The sequence below is a fragment of the Rhizomicrobium sp. genome, from assembly GCA_037200985.1.
In the GTDB taxonomy this organism is placed as follows: Bacteria; Pseudomonadota; Alphaproteobacteria; order Micropepsales; family Micropepsaceae; genus Rhizomicrobium.
The window spans coordinates 1,023,334-1,040,725 of the sequence record JBBCGJ010000001.1; the positions used below are offsets into that span (position 1 = coordinate 1,023,334).

Sequence of the window (17,392 nt, forward strand, 5' to 3'; positions counted from 1 at the left end):
CTGATCGATGTCACGCCGCCGCCGCGCCGATAAACGCGAGATCACCCCGGACGCCAAGTTCGGCGACCTCGTCCTCGCCAAGTTCATGAACAGCCTGATGTATGACGGCAAGAAGTCCGCCGCCGAAGGCATCATCTATGGCGCCTTCGACACCATCCAGCAGAAGACCAAGACCGATCCGATCCAGGTCTTCCATGAGGCGCTGCGCAACGTCGCCCCGGCGATCGAAGTGAAGTCCCGCCGCGTCGGCGGCGCCACCTATCAGGTGCCGGTCGAAGTCCGCACCGACCGCGCCCGCGCGCTCGCGATCCGCTGGCTGATCACGGCGGCCCGCGGCCGCAACGAGCCGACCATGACCGGCCGCCTCTCGGGCGAGTTGATGGACGCCGCCAACAACCGCGGCACCGCCGTCAAGAAGCGCGAAGACACCCACAAGATGGCGGACGCCAATCGCGCGTTCTCCCATTACCGCTGGTAAAGCTCCGGAAGAGTTAGAACCATGGCCCGCACCACTCCGCTCGAACGCTATCGCAATATCGGCATCGCCGCGCATATCGACGCCGGCAAGACGACCACGACCGAGCGCATCCTCTACTACACCGGCAAGTCCCATAAGATCGGCGAAGTGCACGACGGCGCCGCCACGATGGACTTCATGGAGCAGGAGCAGGAGCGCGGCATCACGATCACGTCGGCCGCCACGACGTGCTTCTGGAAAGACCACCGCATCAACATCATCGACACGCCCGGCCATGTGGATTTCACCATCGAGGTCGAGCGTTCGATGCGCGTGCTGGACGGCGCGGTCGCGGTGTTCGACGCCGTCGCCGGCGTCGAGCCGCAGTCCGAGACCGTGTGGCGCCAGGCCGACAAGTACCACGTGCCGCGCATCTGCTTCGTCAACAAGATGGACCGCACCGGGGCGGACTTCCAGCGCTGCATCGACATGATGATCGACCGCCTCGGCACCCGGCCGATGGTCATCACCTGGCCGATCGGCTCGGAGAGCGACTTCAAGGGCATCGTCGACATCGTCAAGATGAAGGCGCTGATCTGGCACGACGAGCAGCTCGGCGCGAAGTTCGACGAGGTCGAGATTCCGGCCGAATACGCCGACAAGGCCAAGCAGCTCCGCGCCGCCCTGGTCGACATGGCGGTCGAGCAGGACGACGACGTGATGACGGCCTATCTCGACGGCACCGAGCCGTCGGAAGCCGATCTGAAGCGCTGCATCCGCAAGGGCGCGATGGCGTTCGCCTTCGTGCCGGTGATGTGCGGCTCGGCCTTCAAGAACAAGGGCGTGCAGCCCCTGCTCGACGCGGTCGTCGACTACCTGCCGTCGCCGCTCGACATCCCGCCGGTCAAGGGCACCGATCCCAAGGGCAACGAGGTCGAGCGTCCCGCCGACGACAAGGCGCCCTTCGCCGGCCTCGCCTTCAAGATCATGGACGATCCCTTCGTCGGCTCGATCACCTTCGTGCGGCTCTATTCCGGCACGATCGCCTCGGGCACCGCCGCGCTCAACTCGGTCAAGGACAAGACCGAGCGCGTCGGCCGCATGCTCCTGATGCACGCGAACTCCCGCGAGGACGTGAAGGAAGCCAATGCGGGCGACATCGTCGCCTTCGCGGGCCTCAAGCTCACGACCACGGGCGAGACGCTGTGCGATCCCAACAATCCGGTGATCCTGGAGCGCATGGAATTCCCCGATCCGGTCATCGAGGTCGCGATCGAGCCGAAGACCAAGGCCGACCAGGAGAAGATGGGCATGGCGCTGGTGCGTCTGGCGCAGGAGGATCCCTCCTTCCGCGTCTCGACCGACCAGGAATCCGGCCAGACCATCCTCAAGGGCATGGGCGAGCTCCATCTGGAGATCAAGGTCGACATCTTGAAGCGCACCTACAAGGTCGACGCCAATGTCGGCGCGCCGCAGGTCGCCTATCGCGAGACGCTCAGCAGGCCGGTTTCGATCAAGTACACCCACAAGAAGCAGACCGGCGGTTCGGGCCAGTTCGCCGAAGTGTCGATCGATTTCGAGCCGCTGGAACCGGGTTCGGGCTTCGTGTTCGAGAACGACATCGTCGGCGGCTCGATCCCGAAGGAGTTCATCCCCTCGGTCGAAAAGGGCCTCAAGGCGCAGAAGGAATCGGGCCTCCTCGCCGGCTTCCCGGTGATCGACTTCAAGGCGACCCTGACCGACGGCAAGTACCACGAGGTGGACTCCAACGCGCTCACCTTCGACATCGCGGCGCGCGCGGCGTTCCGCGAGCTCGCGAGCAAGGGCGTCGTCAAGCTGCTCGAGCCGATCATGAAGGTCGAGGTCGTGACGCCGGACGAGTTCACCGGCGGCGTGATCGGCGATCTGCTCGGCCGCCGCGGCCAGGTGCAGGGCCAGGACACCCGCGGCAACGCCGCGGTGATCTCGGCCATGGTGCCGCTCGCCAACATGTTCGGATACATCAACCAGCTGCGCTCGCAGACCCAGGGCCGCGCGCAGTATTCGATGGAATTCGATCACTACAGCCAAGTGCCGCAGACCATCGCGGACGAGATCAAAGCGAAATACGCCTAATCACGCGCCACATCGACCGGAGAATAAAATGGCGAAAGCTAAATTCGAGCGTAACAAGCCGCATTGCAACATCGGGACGATCGGCCATGTCGACCATGGCAAGACGTCGCTGACGGCCGCCATCACCAAGGTCCTGGCCGAGACGGGCGGGGCGACGTTCACCGCCTATGACCAGATCGACAAGGCGCCGGAAGAGAAGGCGCGCGGCATCACGATCTCGACGGCGCATGTCGAGTACGAGACCGCGAACCGCCACTACGCCCATGTCGACTGCCCGGGCCATGCGGACTATGTGAAGAACATGATCACCGGCGCCGCCCAGATGGACGGCGGCATCCTGGTGGTGTCGGCGGCCGACGGCCCGATGCCCCAGACCCGCGAGCACATCCTGCTGGCCCGCCAGGTCGGCGTGCCGGCGCTGGTGGTGTTCCTGAACAAGTGCGACATGGTCGACGATCCGGAGCTCCTGGAACTGGTGGAGATGGAAGTGCGCGAGCTGCTTTCGTCCTACAGCTTCCCGGGCGATGACATCCCGATCATCCGCGGTTCGGCGCTGATGGCCTTGGAAGACAAGAACAAGGAACTCGGCCATGACGCGATCCTGAAGCTGATGGCGGAGGTGGATCGCTACATCCCGCAGCCGGAGCGTCCGATCGACCAGCCCTTCCTGATGCCGATCGAGGACGTGTTCTCGATCTCGGGCCGCGGAACCGTGGTCACCGGAAGAGTCGAGCGCGGCATCGTGAAGGTGGGCGAGACGGTGGAGATCATCGGCATCCGCCCGACCTCCTCGACCACGGTGACGGGTGTCGAGATGTTCAGGAAGTTGCTGGACCAGGGCCAGGCGGGCGACAACATCGGCGCCTTGCTGCGCGGCGTGGAGCGCGAGGGCGTGGAGCGCGGCCAGGTCCTGGCCAAGCCGGGCAGTGTCACGCCGCACACGAATTTCACGGCGGAGATCTACGTGCTGACGAAGGACGAGGGCGGCCGTCACACGCCGTTCTTCGCGAACTACCGTCCGCAGTTCTATTTCCGCACCACGGACGTGACCGGCATCGTGAAGCTTCCGGAAGGCACCGAGATGGTGATGCCGGGGGACAACGTGTCGATCGAGGTCGAGCTGATCGTTCCGATCGCGATGGAAGAGAAGCTGCGCTTCGCCATCCGCGAGGGCGGCCGCACCGTCGGCTCGGGAGTTGTGGCGAAGATCATAAAGTGACCTGCCGATAGGCAGGTCATCCCCGCGAAAGCGGGGATCCAGAAAATAAAGCGTTGAGAACGGAATCGAAGGTCTAAAATGCAAAATCAGAACATCCGCATCAGGTTGAAGGCCTTCGATCACCGCATCCTCGACAATTCGACGCGGGAAATCGTCAACACGGCCAAGCGCACCGGCGCGCAGGTGAGGGGCCCCATTCCGCTCCCCACCGGCATCGAGCGCTTCACCGTGAACCGGTCCCCGCATATCGACAAAAAGAGCCGCGAGCAGTTCGAAATCCGGACCCACAAGCGTCTCCTCGACATCATCGATCCCACGCCGCAGACCGTCGACGCTTTGATGAAGCTCGACCTTGCGGCCGGCGTCGACGTCGAGATCAAGCTTTAAGGAGTGAGCGCGATGCGCACAGGCGTCATCACGCAGAAGGTCGGCATGACCCGTCTGTTCCTGGACGACGGACGGCACGTGCCCGTCACCGTCCTCAAGCTGGACGGCTGTCAGGTCGTCTCCACGCGTACGGAAGACAAGGACGGCTACACCGCGGTGCAGCTCGGCTCGGGCTTCGCCAAGCCGAAGAACCTGACTAAGGCCGATCGCGGCAATTTCGCGAAGGCCGAAGTGGAGCCCAAGCGCAAGCTTGCGGAATTCCGCGTCGACGCGGGCAACCTGCTGGAAGTCGGCGATCTGATCCAGGCGGATCATTTCGTGGTCGGCCAGAAGGTGGACGTCTCGGGCGTCACCATCGGCCGCGGCTTCACCGGCGCGATGAAGCGGTGGAATTTCCGCGGCCTGGAAGCCTCCCACGGCGTCTCGATCTCGCACCGCTCGCTGGGCGGCACCGGCGGCCGCCAGGATCCGGGCAAGACCTTCAAGAACAAGAAGATGCACGGCCATTACGGCGTGGACAATGTGACGACGCAGAATCTCGAAGTCGCGAAAGTCGACGTCGAGCGCGGCCTGATCATGATCCGCGGCGCGGTCCCGGGCCACAAGGGCGGCTGGGTCATGGTGCGCGACGCGGTCAAGCGTCCGCACAAGGACATCCCGCTGCCCGGCTCGGTGAAGAAGCGCGAAGCGGCCCCGGCCGTCGCCAAGGCGGAGGGCTGAACGTGAAGACCAAGGTCCTCAAACTCGACAACACATCGGGCGGCGACGACGTCGAGCTCAACGACGCCATTTTCGGCCTTGAGCCGCGCGCCGACCTGATCCAGCGCGTCGTCGTCTGGCAGCTTGCCAAGCGCCGCTCCGGCCAGCACAAGACGCTGACCCGCGCCGAGATCAACCGCACCAAGCACCGCTTCGGCAAGCAGAAGGGCGGCGGCACCGCCCGTCACGGCGCCCGCTCGGCTCCGCTGTTCGTCGGCGGCGCCAAGGCGATGGGTCCGGTCAGCCACAGCCACGAATTCGACCTGCCCAAGAAGGTCCGCGCGCTGGGCCTGCGCCACGCGCTGTCGGCCAAGGCGAAGTCCGGCTCGATCGTCGTGCTCGACGAGGCAAAGTCCGCCGCGGTCAAGACCGGCGCGCTGGCCAAGCAGTTCGCGGGCCTCGGCCTGTCGAAGATGCTGATCATCGACGGCACCTTCGACCGGAATTTCGAGTTGTCGGCGCGCAATCTCAACCATGTCGCGCTGCTGCCGGCCGCCGGCCTCAACGTCTACGACATCGTCCGGAGCGACAAGCTGGTCCTGACCAAGGCCGCCTTGACCGCGATCGAGGAGCGCCTCGGCGCGGAGCGCCGGCAATCGGAGTCGACTCCATGACCTATCATCACGACGTCATCCTCTCGCCGGTGATCACCGAAAAGGCGACCAAGCTGACCGAGACCAACCAGGTCGTATTCCGCGTGCCGCTCTCCGCCACCAAGCCGAAGATCGCCGCCGCGGTCGCCGAGCTCTTCAAGGTCAAGGTCAAGGCGGTGAACACGGTCACGGTCAAGGGCAAGAAGAAGCTCGCCCGCGGCAAGCCGTACAAGCGCAGCGATTTCAAGAAAGCGATCGTGACCCTCGAGCCGGGCCACCAGATCGACATCACGACGGGACTCTGAGATGGCGCTGAAACAATACAAGCCCACCACGCCCGGCCAGCGCCAATTGGTGCTGATCGACCGCTCCGGCCTGCACAAGGGCGGACCGGTGAAGGCCTTGACCGAGGGCAAGCACTCCCATGGCGGGCGCAACAACACCGGCCGCGTCGTCGTGCGCTGGCAGGGTGGCGGCCACAAGCAGCGCTATCGCATCGTCGATTTCAAGCGCCGCAAGTTCAACGCGCCCGCGACGGTCGAGCGCCTGGAATACGATCCCAACCGCACCTCCTTCATCGCCCTCATCAAGTACAAGGACGGCGAGCTCGCCTACATCCTGGCGCCGCAGCGCCTCGCCGTCGGCGACAGCGTCGTCTCGGGCGAGAAGGTCGACGTCAAGCCGGGCAACGCCATGCCGCTCTCGGCCATGCCGGTCGGCACCATCGTGCACAATATCGAGATGAAGCCGGGCAAGGGCGGCCAGATCGCCCGCTCCGCCGGCACCTATGCGCAGTATCTCGGCCGCGACGCCGGCTACGCGCTGATGCGCCTCAACTCGGGCGAAGTGCGCAAGGTCGCGCTGACCTGCATGGCGACGGTGGGCGCGGTGTCGAACCCCGACCACATGAACGAAGTCATCGGCAAGGCCGGCCGCAACGTCTGGAAGGGCAAGCGCCCCTCGGTCCGCGGCACCGCGATGAACCCGATCGACCATCCCCATGGCGGCGGCGAAGGCCGCACCAAGGGCGGCCGCCATCCGGTCACCCCCTGGGGCAAGGGCACCAAGGGCAACAAGACCCGCACGAACAAGCGCACCACGAAATTCATCGTGCGTACGCGCAAAGGCAAGGCACAGGGCTAAGCAATGACGAGATCTGTTTGGAAAGGCCCGTTCGTCGACGGCTATCTGCTGAAGAAGGCGGAGACCGCGCGCAATTCCGGCCGCAAGGACGTGATCAAGACCTGGTCGCGCCGCTCGACGATCCTGCCGCAATTCGTCGGCGTGACCTTCGGCGTCTACAACGGCAAGAAGCACATCCCGGTGCTCGTGACCGAGGACATGGTCGGCCACAAGCTCGGCGAGTTCTCGCCGACCCGCACCTTCTCCGGCCATTCCGGCGGCGGCGACAAGAAAGCGAAGAGGGGCTAATGGGCAAGCAATCCCGCGCGCGCGTATTGCCGGACACCCACGCCAAGGCGGTGGGCCTGATGATCCGCACGAGCCCGCGCAAGCTCAATCTCGTGGCGCAGACGATCCGCGGCCAGAAGGTCGAGAGCGCGCTGAACACGCTGACGTTCTCGCCCAAGCGCGTCGCCAAGGTGGTCAAGAAGGTCCTCCAGTCGGCGATCGCCAATGCCGAGAACAACCACGACCTCGACGTCGACGATCTCATCGTGTCCGAGGCGTCGGTCGGCAAGAACCTCGTGATGAAGCGCTTCATGGCCCGCGCGCGCGGTCGCGGCGCGGGCATCCAGAAGCCCTTCTCGCAGATCACCATCGTGGTCCAGGAGAAGCGCGAGGAAGCCGAAGACAAGACAGCGAAGGGCAAGGGCAAGAAGAAGTCCTCGCCCAAGAAGCCCGCGGCCAAGGCCGCGGCTGAGGAGACCGCCTAATGGGTCAGAAAGTTAATCCGATCGGGCTTCGCCTGGGCATCAACCGGACCTGGGACTCGCGCTGGTACGCGGGCAAGAAGGATTTCGGCCGGCTGCTCCAGGAAGACATCAAGATCCGCGAGTATCTGAGCGAGAAGCTCAAGGCTGCCGGCGTGTCGAAGATCGTCATCGAGCGTCCGCACAAGAAGTGCCGCATCACCATCCACTCGGCGCGTCCGGGCGTGGTGATCGGCAAGAAGGGCGCCGACATCGAGAAGCTGAAGAGCGACGTCCAGAAGTTCACGACGGACGAAGTGCATCTCAACATCGTCGAGATCCGGAAGCCCGAGATCGACGCCAAGCTGGTGGCCGAGAACATCGCCCAGCAGCTCGAGCGCCGCGTCGCCTTCCGCCGCGTGATGAAGCGCGCCGTGCAGTCGGCCCAGCGCCTGGGCGCGCTCGGCATCCGCATCAAGTGCGGCGGCCGCCTCGGCGGCGCCGAGATCGCGCGCGTCGAGTGGTATCACGAGGGCCGCGTTCCGCTGCACACGCTGCGCGCCGACATCGACTACGGCGTCGCGACCGCCAAGACGACCTACGGCACCTGCGGCGTGAAGGTCTGGATCTTCAAGGGCGAGATCATGGAACACGACCCCATGGCCCAGGACAAGCGCGCCGCCGAAGCCGAGCAGAGCCGTGGCGGCGGCGAACGCCGCGAACGCCAGCCGGCGCCCGCGGCAGCCAGTTAAGTAGAGCCCGGTAAGAGAAACCCATGCTTCAACCGAAACGCACCAAGTTCAGAAAGCAGTTCAAGGGCCGCATCCATGGCGCCGCGAAGAAGGGCACCGCGCTCAACTTCGGCGCCTATGGCCTGAAAGCCATGGAGCCCGAGCGCGTCACCGCGCGCGAGATCGAGGCGGCCCGCCGCGCCATCACGCGCCAGATGAAGCGCGCCGGCCGCGTCTGGATCCGCGTCTTCCCGGACGTTCCGGTGTCGAAGAAGCCGGCCGAAGTCCGCATGGGCTCCGGCAAGGGCGCGCCGGAATTCTGGGTCGCCAAGATCAAGCCGGGCCGCATCCTGTTCGAGGTCGACGGCGTCGACCTCGCGACCGCGAAGGAGGCGATGCGCCTGGGCGCCGCCAAGCTTTCGATCGCGACCAAGTTCATCGCGCGCATGGGTGCTTGAAGATGGCAAAGGCGAAGAAACAGAAACTGTCCGCGAAGACCTCGTCGAAGGCCGACGATATTCGCGGCAAGACGCCCGACGAGCTGGGCACCGAGCTGGTGAAGTTGAAGAAGGAGGCCTTCAACCTCCGCTTCCAGCGCGCCAACGGCCAGCTCGAGAAGACGCATCGCGCCCGGGTGGTCCGCCGGACCATCGCGCGCATCGAAACGGTTTTGACGGAGCAGCGCCGCAAGGCCGGCTGACGGAATAGAGGACTTAAGGGTTATGCCAAAGCGCGTGCTGCAGGGTGTCGTGGTCAGCGACAAGAACAAGAAGACGGTGGTGGTGAAGGTGGAACGCCGCTTCACCCATCCCGTGATGAAGAAGACCGTTCGTCGGTCGAAGAAATACCACGCCCATGACGAAGCGGGCGAATACAAGTTGGGCGACATCGTGCGCATCCGCGAGTGCCGGCCGCTTTCCAAGCTGAAGACCTGGGAAGCGTTCGAGCGCGTGGCCAAGTAAGCGCCCAGGACCGGAGTTTTTCACAATGATTCAGATGTCCACCGAACTCGACGTCGCCGACAATTCCGGCGCGCGCCGCGTCATGTGCATCAAGGTGCTCGGCGGCAGCCACCGCCGCTATGCCGAGGTCGGCGACATCATCGTCGTGTCGGTCAAGGAAGCGATCCCGCGCGGCCGCGTGAAGAAGGGCGAGGTCCTCAAAGCCGTCGTCGTGCGCACCGCCCATGGCGTGCGCCGCCCCGACGGCTCGCTGATCCGCTTCGACGGCAACGCGGCGGTGCTGATCAACGCCCAGGGCGAGCCGATCGGCACGCGTATTTTCGGGCCCGTGACGCGCGAGCTGCGCTCGAAGGGCCAGATGAAGATCATTTCGCTTGCGCCGGAGGTGCTGTGATGGCGGCCAAGATCAAGAAGGGCGACCGCGTCGTCGTGACGGCGGGCCGCGACAAGGGCAAGAAGGGCGAAGTGCTCAAGGTGATGGCCGAGGAGAACCGCGCATTGGTCTCCGGCGTGAACATGGTCAAGCGCCACACCAAGCAGACCCAGCGCGAGCAGGGCGGCATCGTGTCGAAGGAATCGCCGGTGCATATCTCGAACCTGTCGCATGTCGATCCGAAGGACGGCAGCGCGACGCGGATCGGCTGGAAGGAACTGAACGACGGACGGATGGTGCGTTTCGCCAAGAAGTCCGGTGAGGTCATCGATGTCTGACGCAGGCAGCAAGAATCCGCGCGAGCGGGAAAAGGCCGACGCGAAAGCCGCCAAGGCCGACAAGAAGGGCGCCAAGCGCGAGATCAACGCCGGCACGAAGGTGGCGGTGGGCGAGCATGCGCGCGACGCGAACTATGTGCCGCGCTTCAAGCAGCGCTACAACGAGGTCATCCGCCCCGAGCTGATGAAGAAGTTCGGCTACACGAACCTGCTTCAGGTGCCGCGGGTCAACAAGGTCGTGCTGAACATCGGCGCCGGCGAGGGCAGCCAGGACACCAAGAAGATCCAGGCCGCGCTCAACGACCTGACGGCGATCGCCGGCCAGAAGGCCGTCATCACCCGGGCCAAGAAGGCGATCTCGACCTTCAAGATCACCGCCGGCCGCCCCGTCGGCGTGAAGGTCACGCTGCGCCGCGACCAGATGTACGAATTCCTCGACCGCCTGATCACCATGGCGCTGCCGCGGGTGCGCGATTTCCGCGGCATCAAGGCGACCAGCTTCGACGGCAAGGGCAACTACGCCATGGGCCTGAAGGAGCACATCGTGTTCGTCGAGATCGACTACGACAAGACCGAGACGGTGTGGGGCATGGACATCATCGTGAACACGTCTGCGAAGACCGACGCGGAGGCGCGCGCGCTTCTCGAAGGCTTCCAGTTCCCGTTTGTGAAATAAGGACGAGCCAGATGGCGAAAACCAGCCAGATCAACCGGAACAAGAAGCGCGAGAAGCTTGTGGCGCAGTTCGCCGTCAAGCGCGCGGCGCTGAAGTCGACGGCCGAGAACATGAAGCTGCCGGCCGAGGAGCGCTTCGCCGCGCGGCTCAAGCTCTCCAAGCTGCCGCGCAATTCGTCCAAGGTGCGCATCCATCACCGCTGCGACCTCTCGGGTCGCCCCAAGGGCTATTATCGCAAAGTAAAGCTGTCGCGCATCGCGCTGCGCGATCTGGCGAATTTCGGCCAGATCCCCGGCATGACCAAGGCGAGCTGGTAAGGAGAACGATCGACATGGCAATGACAGATCCCGTCGGCGATCTCCTGGCCCGCATCAGGAACGGCCAGCTCCGCGGCTTGCACAGCATCAAGTCGCCGAACTCGCGCCTGCGCGTCAGCGTGCTCGACGTCCTGAAGGAAGAAGGCTTCATCCGCGGCTACACCGAGGTCGAGCTTCAGTCCGGCAAGCGCGAGATCGAGATCGAGCTGAAATATCACGAAGGCCAGCCCGTGATCCGCGAACTCAAGCGCGTGTCCACCCCGGGCCGGCGCGTCTACACCTCGGTGAAGGACTTGAAGCCCCATCGTCAGGGCCTCGGTGTCTCGATCGTCTCCACGCCCCAGGGCGTGATGACCGACACCCATGCCCGCGAGAAAAATGTGGGCGGCGAAGTCCTCTGCCAGGTGTTCTAAGGAGAAGACGATGTCTCGTATCGGCAAGAAGCCGGTTCCGCTGCCGAAGGGCGTCACCGCCACGGTCACCGGCAGGACCGTGTCCGTGAAGGGCCCCAAGGGCGAACTCAAGGTCAACCTCGTCGACGAGGTCGACGCCTCGATCGGCGCGGACGGCATCACCGTCATGCCGAAGAAGGAGATGGACCGCGCCGCCGCCATGTGGGGGATGAGCCGCACGCTGGTGAACAACCTCGTCGTCGGGGTGACCACGGGCTTCACCTCCAAGCTCGAGATCCAGGGCGTCGGCTACCGCGCCGCGGTGCAGGGCAAGAACCTGAACCTGCAGCTCGGCTTCAGCCATGACGTGGCCTATCCGATCCCGGCCGGCATCACGATCACCGCCGAGAAGCCGACGCTGCTGACCGTCGCCGGCATCGACAAGCAGCTCGTCGGCCAGGTCGCGGCCGAGATCCGCGCCTACCGCAAGCCGGAGCCCTACAAGGGCAAGGGCGTGCGCTACGAAGGCGAGTATGTCCGCCGCAAGGAAGGCAAGAAGAAATGACGAAGGACCTGTTCGGCCGCCGCAAATCGCGGACCCGCTTCAAGCTCACCAGCCATGCCTATGGCCGGCCGCGCCTGTCGGTGTTCCGTTCGGGCAAGCACATCTACGCCCAGGTCATCGACGACCGCGCCCAGGCGACGCTCGCCGCCGCCTCGACCAACGAGAAGGAAGGCAAGGCGCCGAAGACCTACAATGTCGACGCTGCTTCCAGCGTCGGCAAGAAGATCGCCGAGCGCGCGATCGCGGCCGGCGTCAAGCAGGTCGTGTTCGACCGCGGCGGCTACATCTATCACGGGCGCATCAAGGCGCTGGCAGACGCGGCCCGCGAAGGCGGCCTGGAATTTTGAAGGACCTGAAACATGGCACGTGAAGAAGGCAGTGAAGGCGGCGGACGCGAGCGCCGCGGCCGCCGCGAACACCGGGGCGACCGCGAAGAGCGCGACAACGAGTTCGTCGACAAGCTGGTCCACATCAACCGCGTCGCCAAGGTCGTGAAGGGCGGACGCCGCTTCGGCTTCGCCGCCCTCGTGGTCGTCGGCGACCAGCGCGGCCGCGTCGGCTACGGCCATGGCAAGGCGCGCGAAGTGCCCGAAGCCATCCGCAAGGCGACGGAAGAAGCGAAGAAGTCCCTGATCCGCGTGCCGCTGAAGGACGGGCGCACGCTGCATCACGAAGTGCGCGGCCATCACGGCGCCGGCAAGGTGATCGTGCGTCCGGCGCCGGCCGGCACCGGCGTGATCGCCGGCGGCCCCTTGCGCGCGGTGTTCGAAGCGCTCGGCGTCGGCGACGTCGTGTGCAAGTCGATGGGCTCCTCGAACCCCTACAACATGGTGCGCGCGATCTTCGACGGCCTGATGAACCAGCAGTCGCCGCGCATGGTCGCGCAGCGCCGCGGCCGCAGCGTCACGGAAATCCTGGCCCGCCGCGAAGGCGGCAAGGCCGAACAGGCGAGCGCCTAACCCTGTCTGTCGTGCCCGCGCAGGCGGGCATCCAGGCGACACGAACGAGACGGTAAGATGGCTGAGAAGAAGACAGGAAAGACGGTTACGGTCCGCCAGGTTCGCAGCGCGGCCCGCCGCCCCGCGATCCAGACCGCGACCCTCAAGGGCCTCGGCCTGGGCAAGATGCATCGCGTCCGCACGCTGGAGGATACGCCTTCGGTGCGCGGCATGATCAAGTCGATCGGTCACCTCGTCGAAGTGGTCGAGGAGAAGTAGCCAGTCGCCCTTCGAGGCGCCCCGAAGTGGGGCGCACCTCAGGGTGACGGACATTTTTGAGAAGCGTCATCCTGAGGAGCGAGCGAAGCGAGCCTCGAAGGATGACAGAAGGTGAAGCAGGATGAAGCTCAACGAAATCCGTAACAATCCCGGCGCCCATAAGCGCAAGGACAAGGTCGGGCGCGGCTCGTCCTCCGGTCTCGGCAAGACGTCGGGTCGCGGCGTCAAGGGCGCGAAGGCGCGTACCGGCAATCAGGTGCATGGCTTCGAAGGCGGCCAGATGCCGCTGCACATGCGCATGCCCAAGCGCGGCTTCAACAACATCTTCGCCAACGACTTCGCGGAGCTCAATCTCGGCCGCCTGCAGAAGGCGATCGACGACAAGAAGCTCGACGTCTCGGCGAAGATCGACGGCGAGGCCCTGCGCAAGGCCGGCATCGTGCACAAGAGCCGCGACGGCGTGCGCTTGCTCGGCAAGGGCGAATTCACGGCCAAGCTGGAGATCGAAGTCGCCGGCGCCTCGGCTTCCGCCAAGGAAGCCATCGAGAAGGCGGGCGGCACGCTGACCACGACCTTCAAAAAGGCCAATTATATGAACAAGAAGGGCCAGCCGGGCAAAAGGAAGCAGCGCCGGGCCGAGGCCGCGGAAAAGCGGGCGGCGCGCAGCGGCAACGCCTGATAGTGTAACCCGCGCACCACGCGCGGGTGCACAAAAGCCGCACTGACGCTTGTCGCGGGACCGAGGCGACCAGATATAAAGTCGGCCCGAAGCGGGAGTGAGACATGGCCTCAGCAGCCGAACAATTGGCCGCCAATTTCAATTTCAGCAATTTCGGCAAGGCGACCGAGCTGCGCCAGCGCATCCTGTTCACGCTGGTCGCGCTGGTGATCGCGCGGCTGGGCACCTACATCCCGATGCCCGGCATCGACCCGGCCGGCATGAAGCACCTGATGGACACCCAGTCGGGCGGCTTCCTGGACGTGTTCAACGTCCTGGCCGGCGGCGCGATCTCGCGCATGGCGATCTTCTCGCTGGGCATCATGCCCTACATCTCCGCCTCGATCATCATCCAGCTGATGACGACGGTGTTCCCCGAACTCGAGAACCTGAAGAAGGAAGGCGAGGCCGGCCGCAAGATCATCAACCAGTACACGCGCTACGGCACGGTCGGCCTGGCCGCGATCCAGGCCTTCGGCATCGCCATCGGCCTGGAGCATCTGCAGGGCATCGTGATCGCGCCCGGCCTGTTCTTCCGGCTGGAGGCCGTGATCACGCTGACCGGCGGCACCGTGCTCCTGATGTGGATCGGCGAGCAGATCACCAGCCGCGGCGTCGGCAACGGCATCTCGCTCATCATCTTCGCCGGCATCGTGGCGCGCTTCCCGCAATATATCGGCCAGGCCTTCGAATCGGTCCGCACCGGCGCCATCGGCCCGCTGACGGTCATCCTCGGCGCCGCCGCGATCGTCGGCCTCGTCACCGGCATCGTGTTCATGGAGCGCGCCCAGCGCCGGCTTCTCGTTCAATATCCGAAGCGCCAGGTCGGCAACAAGATGTATGGCGGGGAATCCTCGCATCTGCCGCTGAAGCTTAACGTCGCCGGCGTCATCCCGCCGATCTTCGCGTCCTCGATCCTGCTCCTGCCGACCACGGTCGCCGGCTTCAACGCGCAGAACATCCCCGACTGGCTGCAGACCATCGTGCAGTATCTCAGCCACGGCCAGCCGCTCTACCTGATCCTCTACGCCCTGATGATCCTGTTCTTCTCCTTCTTCTACACCTCGATCGTCTTCAATCCGGAGGAGACGGCGGACAACCTGAAGAAGTATGGCGGCTTCATCCCGGGCATCCGCCCCGGCAAGAAGACCGCCGAGCACATCGACTACGTCCTGACCCGCATCACGGTGATCGGCGCGATCTATCTCGCCTTCGTCTGCCTGATCCCGGAGATCGTGACGACCTATTACGCCATTCCGTTCTATCTGGGCGGCACGTCGATCCTGATCGTGGTCAGCGTGACGATGGACACGGTTGCGCAGATCCAGAGCCATCTGATCGCGCAGCAATATGAGGGCCTCATCAAGAAGGCCAAGCTACGGGGAGCGCGTCGTTGAATATCGTTCTGTTCGGGCCTCCGGGCGCCGGCAAGGGGACGCAGGCGAAGATCCTGCAGGAGAAGCGCGGCCTGCCGCAGCTTTCGACCGGCGACATGCTGCGCGCGGCCGTCGCGTCGGGCTCGGCGCTCGGCCGCGAGGTGGAAGCCATTCTCGCCAAGGGCGATCTGGTCTCCGACGGGATCGTCATCCGCATCATCGAGGAGCGGCTGCGCATGGCCGACTGCGTCAAGGGCGCGGTGTTCGACGGCTTTCCGCGCACCATCCCCCAGGCCGAGGCGCTGGACACGCTGCTGGTCGGCTTCCATCGCAAGATCGACGTCGTGATCGAGCTTCGGGTCGACGACGAGATCCTTCTCAGCCGCGTGAAGCAGCGCATCGATTCCGGCACCACGCGCCCCGACGACAATCCGGAGACGCTGAAGAACCGCCTCGCGGTCTACCACAAGAACACCGCCCCGCTGCTCGACTATTACGGCAGCCAAGGCAAGGTCGTGACGGTCGACGGCATGCTGCCGATCGCCGCGGTGACCAGGGCCATCGCCGCCGCGCTCGACGCCAAGGCGAAGTGATCGCGCGTATCGTGCGTCGGCGTGAATGTTGACCGTGCCCGCCCGAGGATATCGGTGCGAGGCGCGCCGCCGCCGTGTTGGCGGGCGTCCTGATTCTGCCGCTTGCAACTTGCATTGGTTGACGCGTCGGGTTCCCATTGCGTAGCATTCCGGAAAGCGCTGCCTGTGGGGGGGGGGATTCCATGCGTCGCATCGGATTGCTGCTTGTCCTTGTCTGCGGATTGTTTCCTTCGCTCGGCGAGGCACGGGACGGCAGCGAGAAGCTTCGCGCAGCGCTCGATCATCTGGTCGCGGTCGACTCGCAGAGCTGGATGTTCAACCGCTACGATGTCGGCAGCATGACCAATGTGGCCGTGCAGCAGCGTTCGCGCGACGGCGGCACCGCGACGCTCTATGGCGAGTACACTTACAATGGCGGCGCGCCGGGCTGGGTGCGGGTGCGCCTGGAGGGCGGCGAGCTCAAATGCATGGAGTTCTGGGATTTCTCCGGCATCTGCCGTCCGATCGGCGCCTCGCCGTCGCACCGCATCTTCTCGACCGTGGTGACCGGCGTCCTGGCCGGTGCCATGTCGGGCGGCGGCGGTTCGGACGACCGTCCGGCGCCCGGCCAAGGCTATTGCCCGAGCGGCGATCCGGACCATCCCTTCTATCCCTGCTAGGGCCGCGCTGCCCGCGCAGAGGCGGGCATCCGGAATCGCTGCGGCCAAGCCCGGATTGCGGTTCCCACGCTGACGCCATGAACTTGCGGGCAGGCAAGCGGAGCCGCGGCGATCCGCCCCCCTCCGCCGCCCTGGCGCTCATTCTCTGCGCCACGGCATGCAGGCGCCGCCAGATGCCCACCAGCTGGACGTCTCGCAGCCAGACCGTCGGGACGTCCCGGCCTGGACGGCCCGCATCCACGCCGCCGCCGTCGATGTCTGCGGCCCGGTACAAGCCGGGTCAGGCATCGTGCAGTTCATCGAAGATCGCCGGACCGTCGCCTTCTGCGTCTGGCAGGCTGGCGGGACGCTCGCCAGCAGCTTGCCGGTCTGCGGAACGCCTTGTCCGCCGGCCGGCTGGCGGCTGCCGGCAACTAGCCACCCTCATGGCTGGTTGCTAAAAGCCGTCTCCGCGGGCGCCCGACGGCACTCGGGCGCCCGCGGAACCCCGGTTTTCCGCCGAAAAAATAAGCCGCCGCGGCCTGTTGACTGAGGGGGGTGCATTAATATACTCCGCGCCCTCGCGGCAGAACTCCTGTCCAATTTGGCGGCTTGACGCCCTTTTCCATGAAAGGGCGCGCTGACGGTTTGGAGAGGGCGCTGTCGCCCTTTAATCGAGTAGGCCCTCGAACGGCTTACGGAACGCGGAGCACAACGTGGCACGTATCGCCGGCGTCAATATTCCCACCCAGAAGCGGGTCGAGATCGGCCTTCGCTACATCCATGGCATTGGCCCGGCCAAGGCCAAGGAGATCATCGAAAAGGTCGGCATCGCGCCGAGCCGCCGGGTCCACGACCTGACCGATGCCGAGATCATCCAGATCCGCGAGGCGATCGACCGCGACTATCTCGTCGAGGGCGATCTGCGCCGCGAAGTGGCGATGAACATCAAGCGCCTCATGGACCTCGGCTGCTATCGCGGCCTGCGTCACCGCAAGGGCCTGCCGGTCCGCGGCCAGCGTACTCACACCAACGCACGCACGCGCAAGGGCCCCGCGAAGGCCATCGCCGGCAAGAAGAAAGTGACCAAGTAAT

27 protein-coding genes and 1 pseudogene are annotated in these 17,392 nt (G+C 65.2%); all 28 read left to right on the forward strand.

Annotated features, from left to right (window positions below; translation table 11 throughout):
- The first annotated feature begins 7 nt into the window (after positions 1–7).
- The 28 genes and pseudogenes from rpsG to rpsM all read left to right on the forward strand — a co-directional run bounded on the left by rpsG (position 8) and on the right by rpsM (position 17,391).
- Positions 8–478, forward strand: a complete 471-nt coding sequence (gene rpsG / locus WDN01_04735; GenBank protein ID MEJ0025315.1) for a 30S ribosomal protein S7 — start codon at positions 8–10, stop codon at positions 476–478.
- 21 nt (positions 479–499) lie between these two features.
- Entirely contained in the window at positions 500–2,572 is a 2,073-nt protein-coding gene (gene fusA / locus WDN01_04740; GenBank protein MEJ0025316.1) for an elongation factor G, read from the forward strand.
- Positions 2,573–2,600: 28 nt separating this feature from the next.
- Positions 2,601–3,791, forward strand: coding sequence for an elongation factor Tu (gene tuf / locus WDN01_04745; protein ID MEJ0025317.1), 1,191 nt, complete (start codon positions 2,601–2,603; stop codon positions 3,789–3,791).
- Positions 3,792–3,869: 78 nt separating this feature from the next.
- A complete protein-coding gene (rpsJ, locus tag WDN01_04750) occupies positions 3,870–4,178 on the forward strand; it encodes a 30S ribosomal protein S10 (protein MEJ0025318.1) in 309 nt (102 codons plus the stop codon).
- A 12-nt stretch (positions 4,179–4,190) separates the two neighbouring features.
- The gene (rplC, locus tag WDN01_04755; GenBank protein ID MEJ0025319.1) at positions 4,191–4,898 is read left to right on the forward strand and encodes a 50S ribosomal protein L3; all 708 of its coding nucleotides are present in this window, start codon (positions 4,191–4,193) and stop codon (positions 4,896–4,898) included.
- Positions 4,899–4,900: 2 nt separating this feature from the next.
- On the forward strand, positions 4,901–5,551 hold the full coding sequence (gene rplD, locus WDN01_04760) for a 50S ribosomal protein L4 (GenBank protein MEJ0025320.1): 651 nt from the start codon (positions 4,901–4,903) through the stop codon (positions 5,549–5,551).
- Positions 5,548–5,835: a 50S ribosomal protein L23 gene (locus WDN01_04765; GenBank protein ID MEJ0025321.1), complete on the forward strand. Its 288-nt coding sequence runs from the start codon at positions 5,548–5,550 to the stop codon at positions 5,833–5,835. The genes rplD and WDN01_04765 overlap by 4 nt, the downstream gene beginning before the upstream one ends.
- Position 5,836: 1 nt before the next feature.
- Complete coding sequence (gene rplB / locus WDN01_04770; protein MEJ0025322.1) at positions 5,837–6,673, forward strand: 50S ribosomal protein L2; 837 nt, start codon at positions 5,837–5,839, stop codon at positions 6,671–6,673.
- A 3-nt stretch (positions 6,674–6,676) separates the two neighbouring features.
- Complete coding sequence (gene rpsS, locus WDN01_04775) at positions 6,677–6,961, forward strand: 30S ribosomal protein S19 (protein ID MEJ0025323.1); 285 nt, start codon at positions 6,677–6,679, stop codon at positions 6,959–6,961.
- 59 nt (positions 6,962–7,020) lie between these two features.
- Positions 7,021–7,326, forward strand: a pseudogene (gene rplV, locus WDN01_04780) (50S ribosomal protein L22).
- Between the two features lie 98 nt (positions 7,327–7,424).
- Positions 7,425–8,153 carry a 30S ribosomal protein S3 gene (rpsC, locus tag WDN01_04785; protein MEJ0025324.1) on the forward strand — a complete coding sequence of 243 codons (729 nt, stop codon included), beginning with the start codon at positions 7,425–7,427 and terminating at the stop codon, positions 8,151–8,153.
- Between the two features lie 23 nt (positions 8,154–8,176).
- Positions 8,177–8,590, forward strand: coding sequence for a 50S ribosomal protein L16 (rplP, locus tag WDN01_04790; protein ID MEJ0025325.1), 414 nt, complete (start codon positions 8,177–8,179; stop codon positions 8,588–8,590).
- 2 nt (positions 8,591–8,592) lie between these two features.
- Entirely contained in the window at positions 8,593–8,832 is a 240-nt protein-coding gene (gene rpmC / locus WDN01_04795) for a 50S ribosomal protein L29 (protein ID MEJ0025326.1), read from the forward strand.
- 22 nt (positions 8,833–8,854) lie between these two features.
- Positions 8,855–9,094 carry a 30S ribosomal protein S17 gene (gene rpsQ / locus WDN01_04800; GenBank protein MEJ0025327.1) on the forward strand — a complete coding sequence of 80 codons (240 nt, stop codon included), beginning with the start codon at positions 8,855–8,857 and terminating at the stop codon, positions 9,092–9,094.
- Positions 9,095–9,119: 25 nt separating this feature from the next.
- Positions 9,120–9,488: a 50S ribosomal protein L14 gene (rplN, locus tag WDN01_04805; protein ID MEJ0025328.1), complete on the forward strand. Its 369-nt coding sequence runs from the start codon at positions 9,120–9,122 to the stop codon at positions 9,486–9,488.
- Positions 9,488–9,805, forward strand: a complete 318-nt coding sequence (rplX, locus tag WDN01_04810) for a 50S ribosomal protein L24 (protein ID MEJ0025329.1) — start codon at positions 9,488–9,490, stop codon at positions 9,803–9,805. Before rplN ends, rplX begins: the two co-directional genes overlap by 1 nt.
- 136 nt (positions 9,806–9,941) lie before the next feature.
- On the forward strand, positions 9,942–10,481 hold the full coding sequence (gene rplE, locus WDN01_04815; GenBank protein ID MEJ0025330.1) for a 50S ribosomal protein L5: 540 nt from the start codon (positions 9,942–9,944) through the stop codon (positions 10,479–10,481).
- 11 nt (positions 10,482–10,492) lie between these two features.
- Positions 10,493–10,798, forward strand: a complete 306-nt coding sequence (rpsN, locus tag WDN01_04820) for a 30S ribosomal protein S14 (protein MEJ0025331.1) — start codon at positions 10,493–10,495, stop codon at positions 10,796–10,798.
- A gap of 14 nt (positions 10,799–10,812) precedes the next feature.
- Positions 10,813–11,211: a 30S ribosomal protein S8 gene (rpsH, locus tag WDN01_04825; protein ID MEJ0025332.1), complete on the forward strand. Its 399-nt coding sequence runs from the start codon at positions 10,813–10,815 to the stop codon at positions 11,209–11,211.
- A gap of 10 nt (positions 11,212–11,221) precedes the next feature.
- Entirely contained in the window at positions 11,222–11,755 is a 534-nt protein-coding gene (gene rplF, locus WDN01_04830) for a 50S ribosomal protein L6 (GenBank protein ID MEJ0025333.1), read from the forward strand.
- Positions 11,752–12,102, forward strand: coding sequence for a 50S ribosomal protein L18 (rplR, locus tag WDN01_04835; GenBank protein MEJ0025334.1), 351 nt, complete (start codon positions 11,752–11,754; stop codon positions 12,100–12,102). Before rplF ends, rplR begins: the two co-directional genes overlap by 4 nt.
- Positions 12,103–12,114: 12 nt before the next feature.
- A complete protein-coding gene (gene rpsE / locus WDN01_04840; protein ID MEJ0025335.1) occupies positions 12,115–12,714 on the forward strand; it encodes a 30S ribosomal protein S5 in 600 nt (199 codons plus the stop codon).
- 57 nt (positions 12,715–12,771) lie between these two features.
- Positions 12,772–12,972, forward strand: a complete 201-nt coding sequence (gene rpmD / locus WDN01_04845; GenBank protein MEJ0025336.1) for a 50S ribosomal protein L30 — start codon at positions 12,772–12,774, stop codon at positions 12,970–12,972.
- Positions 12,973–13,093: 121 nt separating this feature from the next.
- Positions 13,094–13,651 (forward strand): 50S ribosomal protein L15, encoded by a 558-nt coding sequence (gene rplO / locus WDN01_04850; GenBank protein MEJ0025337.1) that lies wholly within the window; start codon positions 13,094–13,096, stop codon positions 13,649–13,651.
- 104 nt (positions 13,652–13,755) lie between these two features.
- Positions 13,756–15,087, forward strand: coding sequence for a preprotein translocase subunit SecY (gene secY / locus WDN01_04855; protein ID MEJ0025338.1), 1,332 nt, complete (start codon positions 13,756–13,758; stop codon positions 15,085–15,087).
- Positions 15,084–15,659: an adenylate kinase gene (locus tag WDN01_04860; protein MEJ0025339.1), complete on the forward strand. Its 576-nt coding sequence runs from the start codon at positions 15,084–15,086 to the stop codon at positions 15,657–15,659. The genes secY and WDN01_04860 overlap by 4 nt, the downstream gene beginning before the upstream one ends.
- Before the next feature lie 182 nt (positions 15,660–15,841).
- Positions 15,842–16,318 (forward strand): hypothetical protein, encoded by a 477-nt coding sequence (locus WDN01_04865; protein MEJ0025340.1) that lies wholly within the window; start codon positions 15,842–15,844, stop codon positions 16,316–16,318.
- Positions 16,319–17,013: 695 nt separating this feature from the next.
- Positions 17,014–17,391 carry a 30S ribosomal protein S13 gene (gene rpsM / locus WDN01_04870; protein ID MEJ0025341.1) on the forward strand — a complete coding sequence of 126 codons (378 nt, stop codon included), beginning with the start codon at positions 17,014–17,016 and terminating at the stop codon, positions 17,389–17,391.
- The last annotated feature ends 1 nt before the right edge of the window (position 17,392 follow it).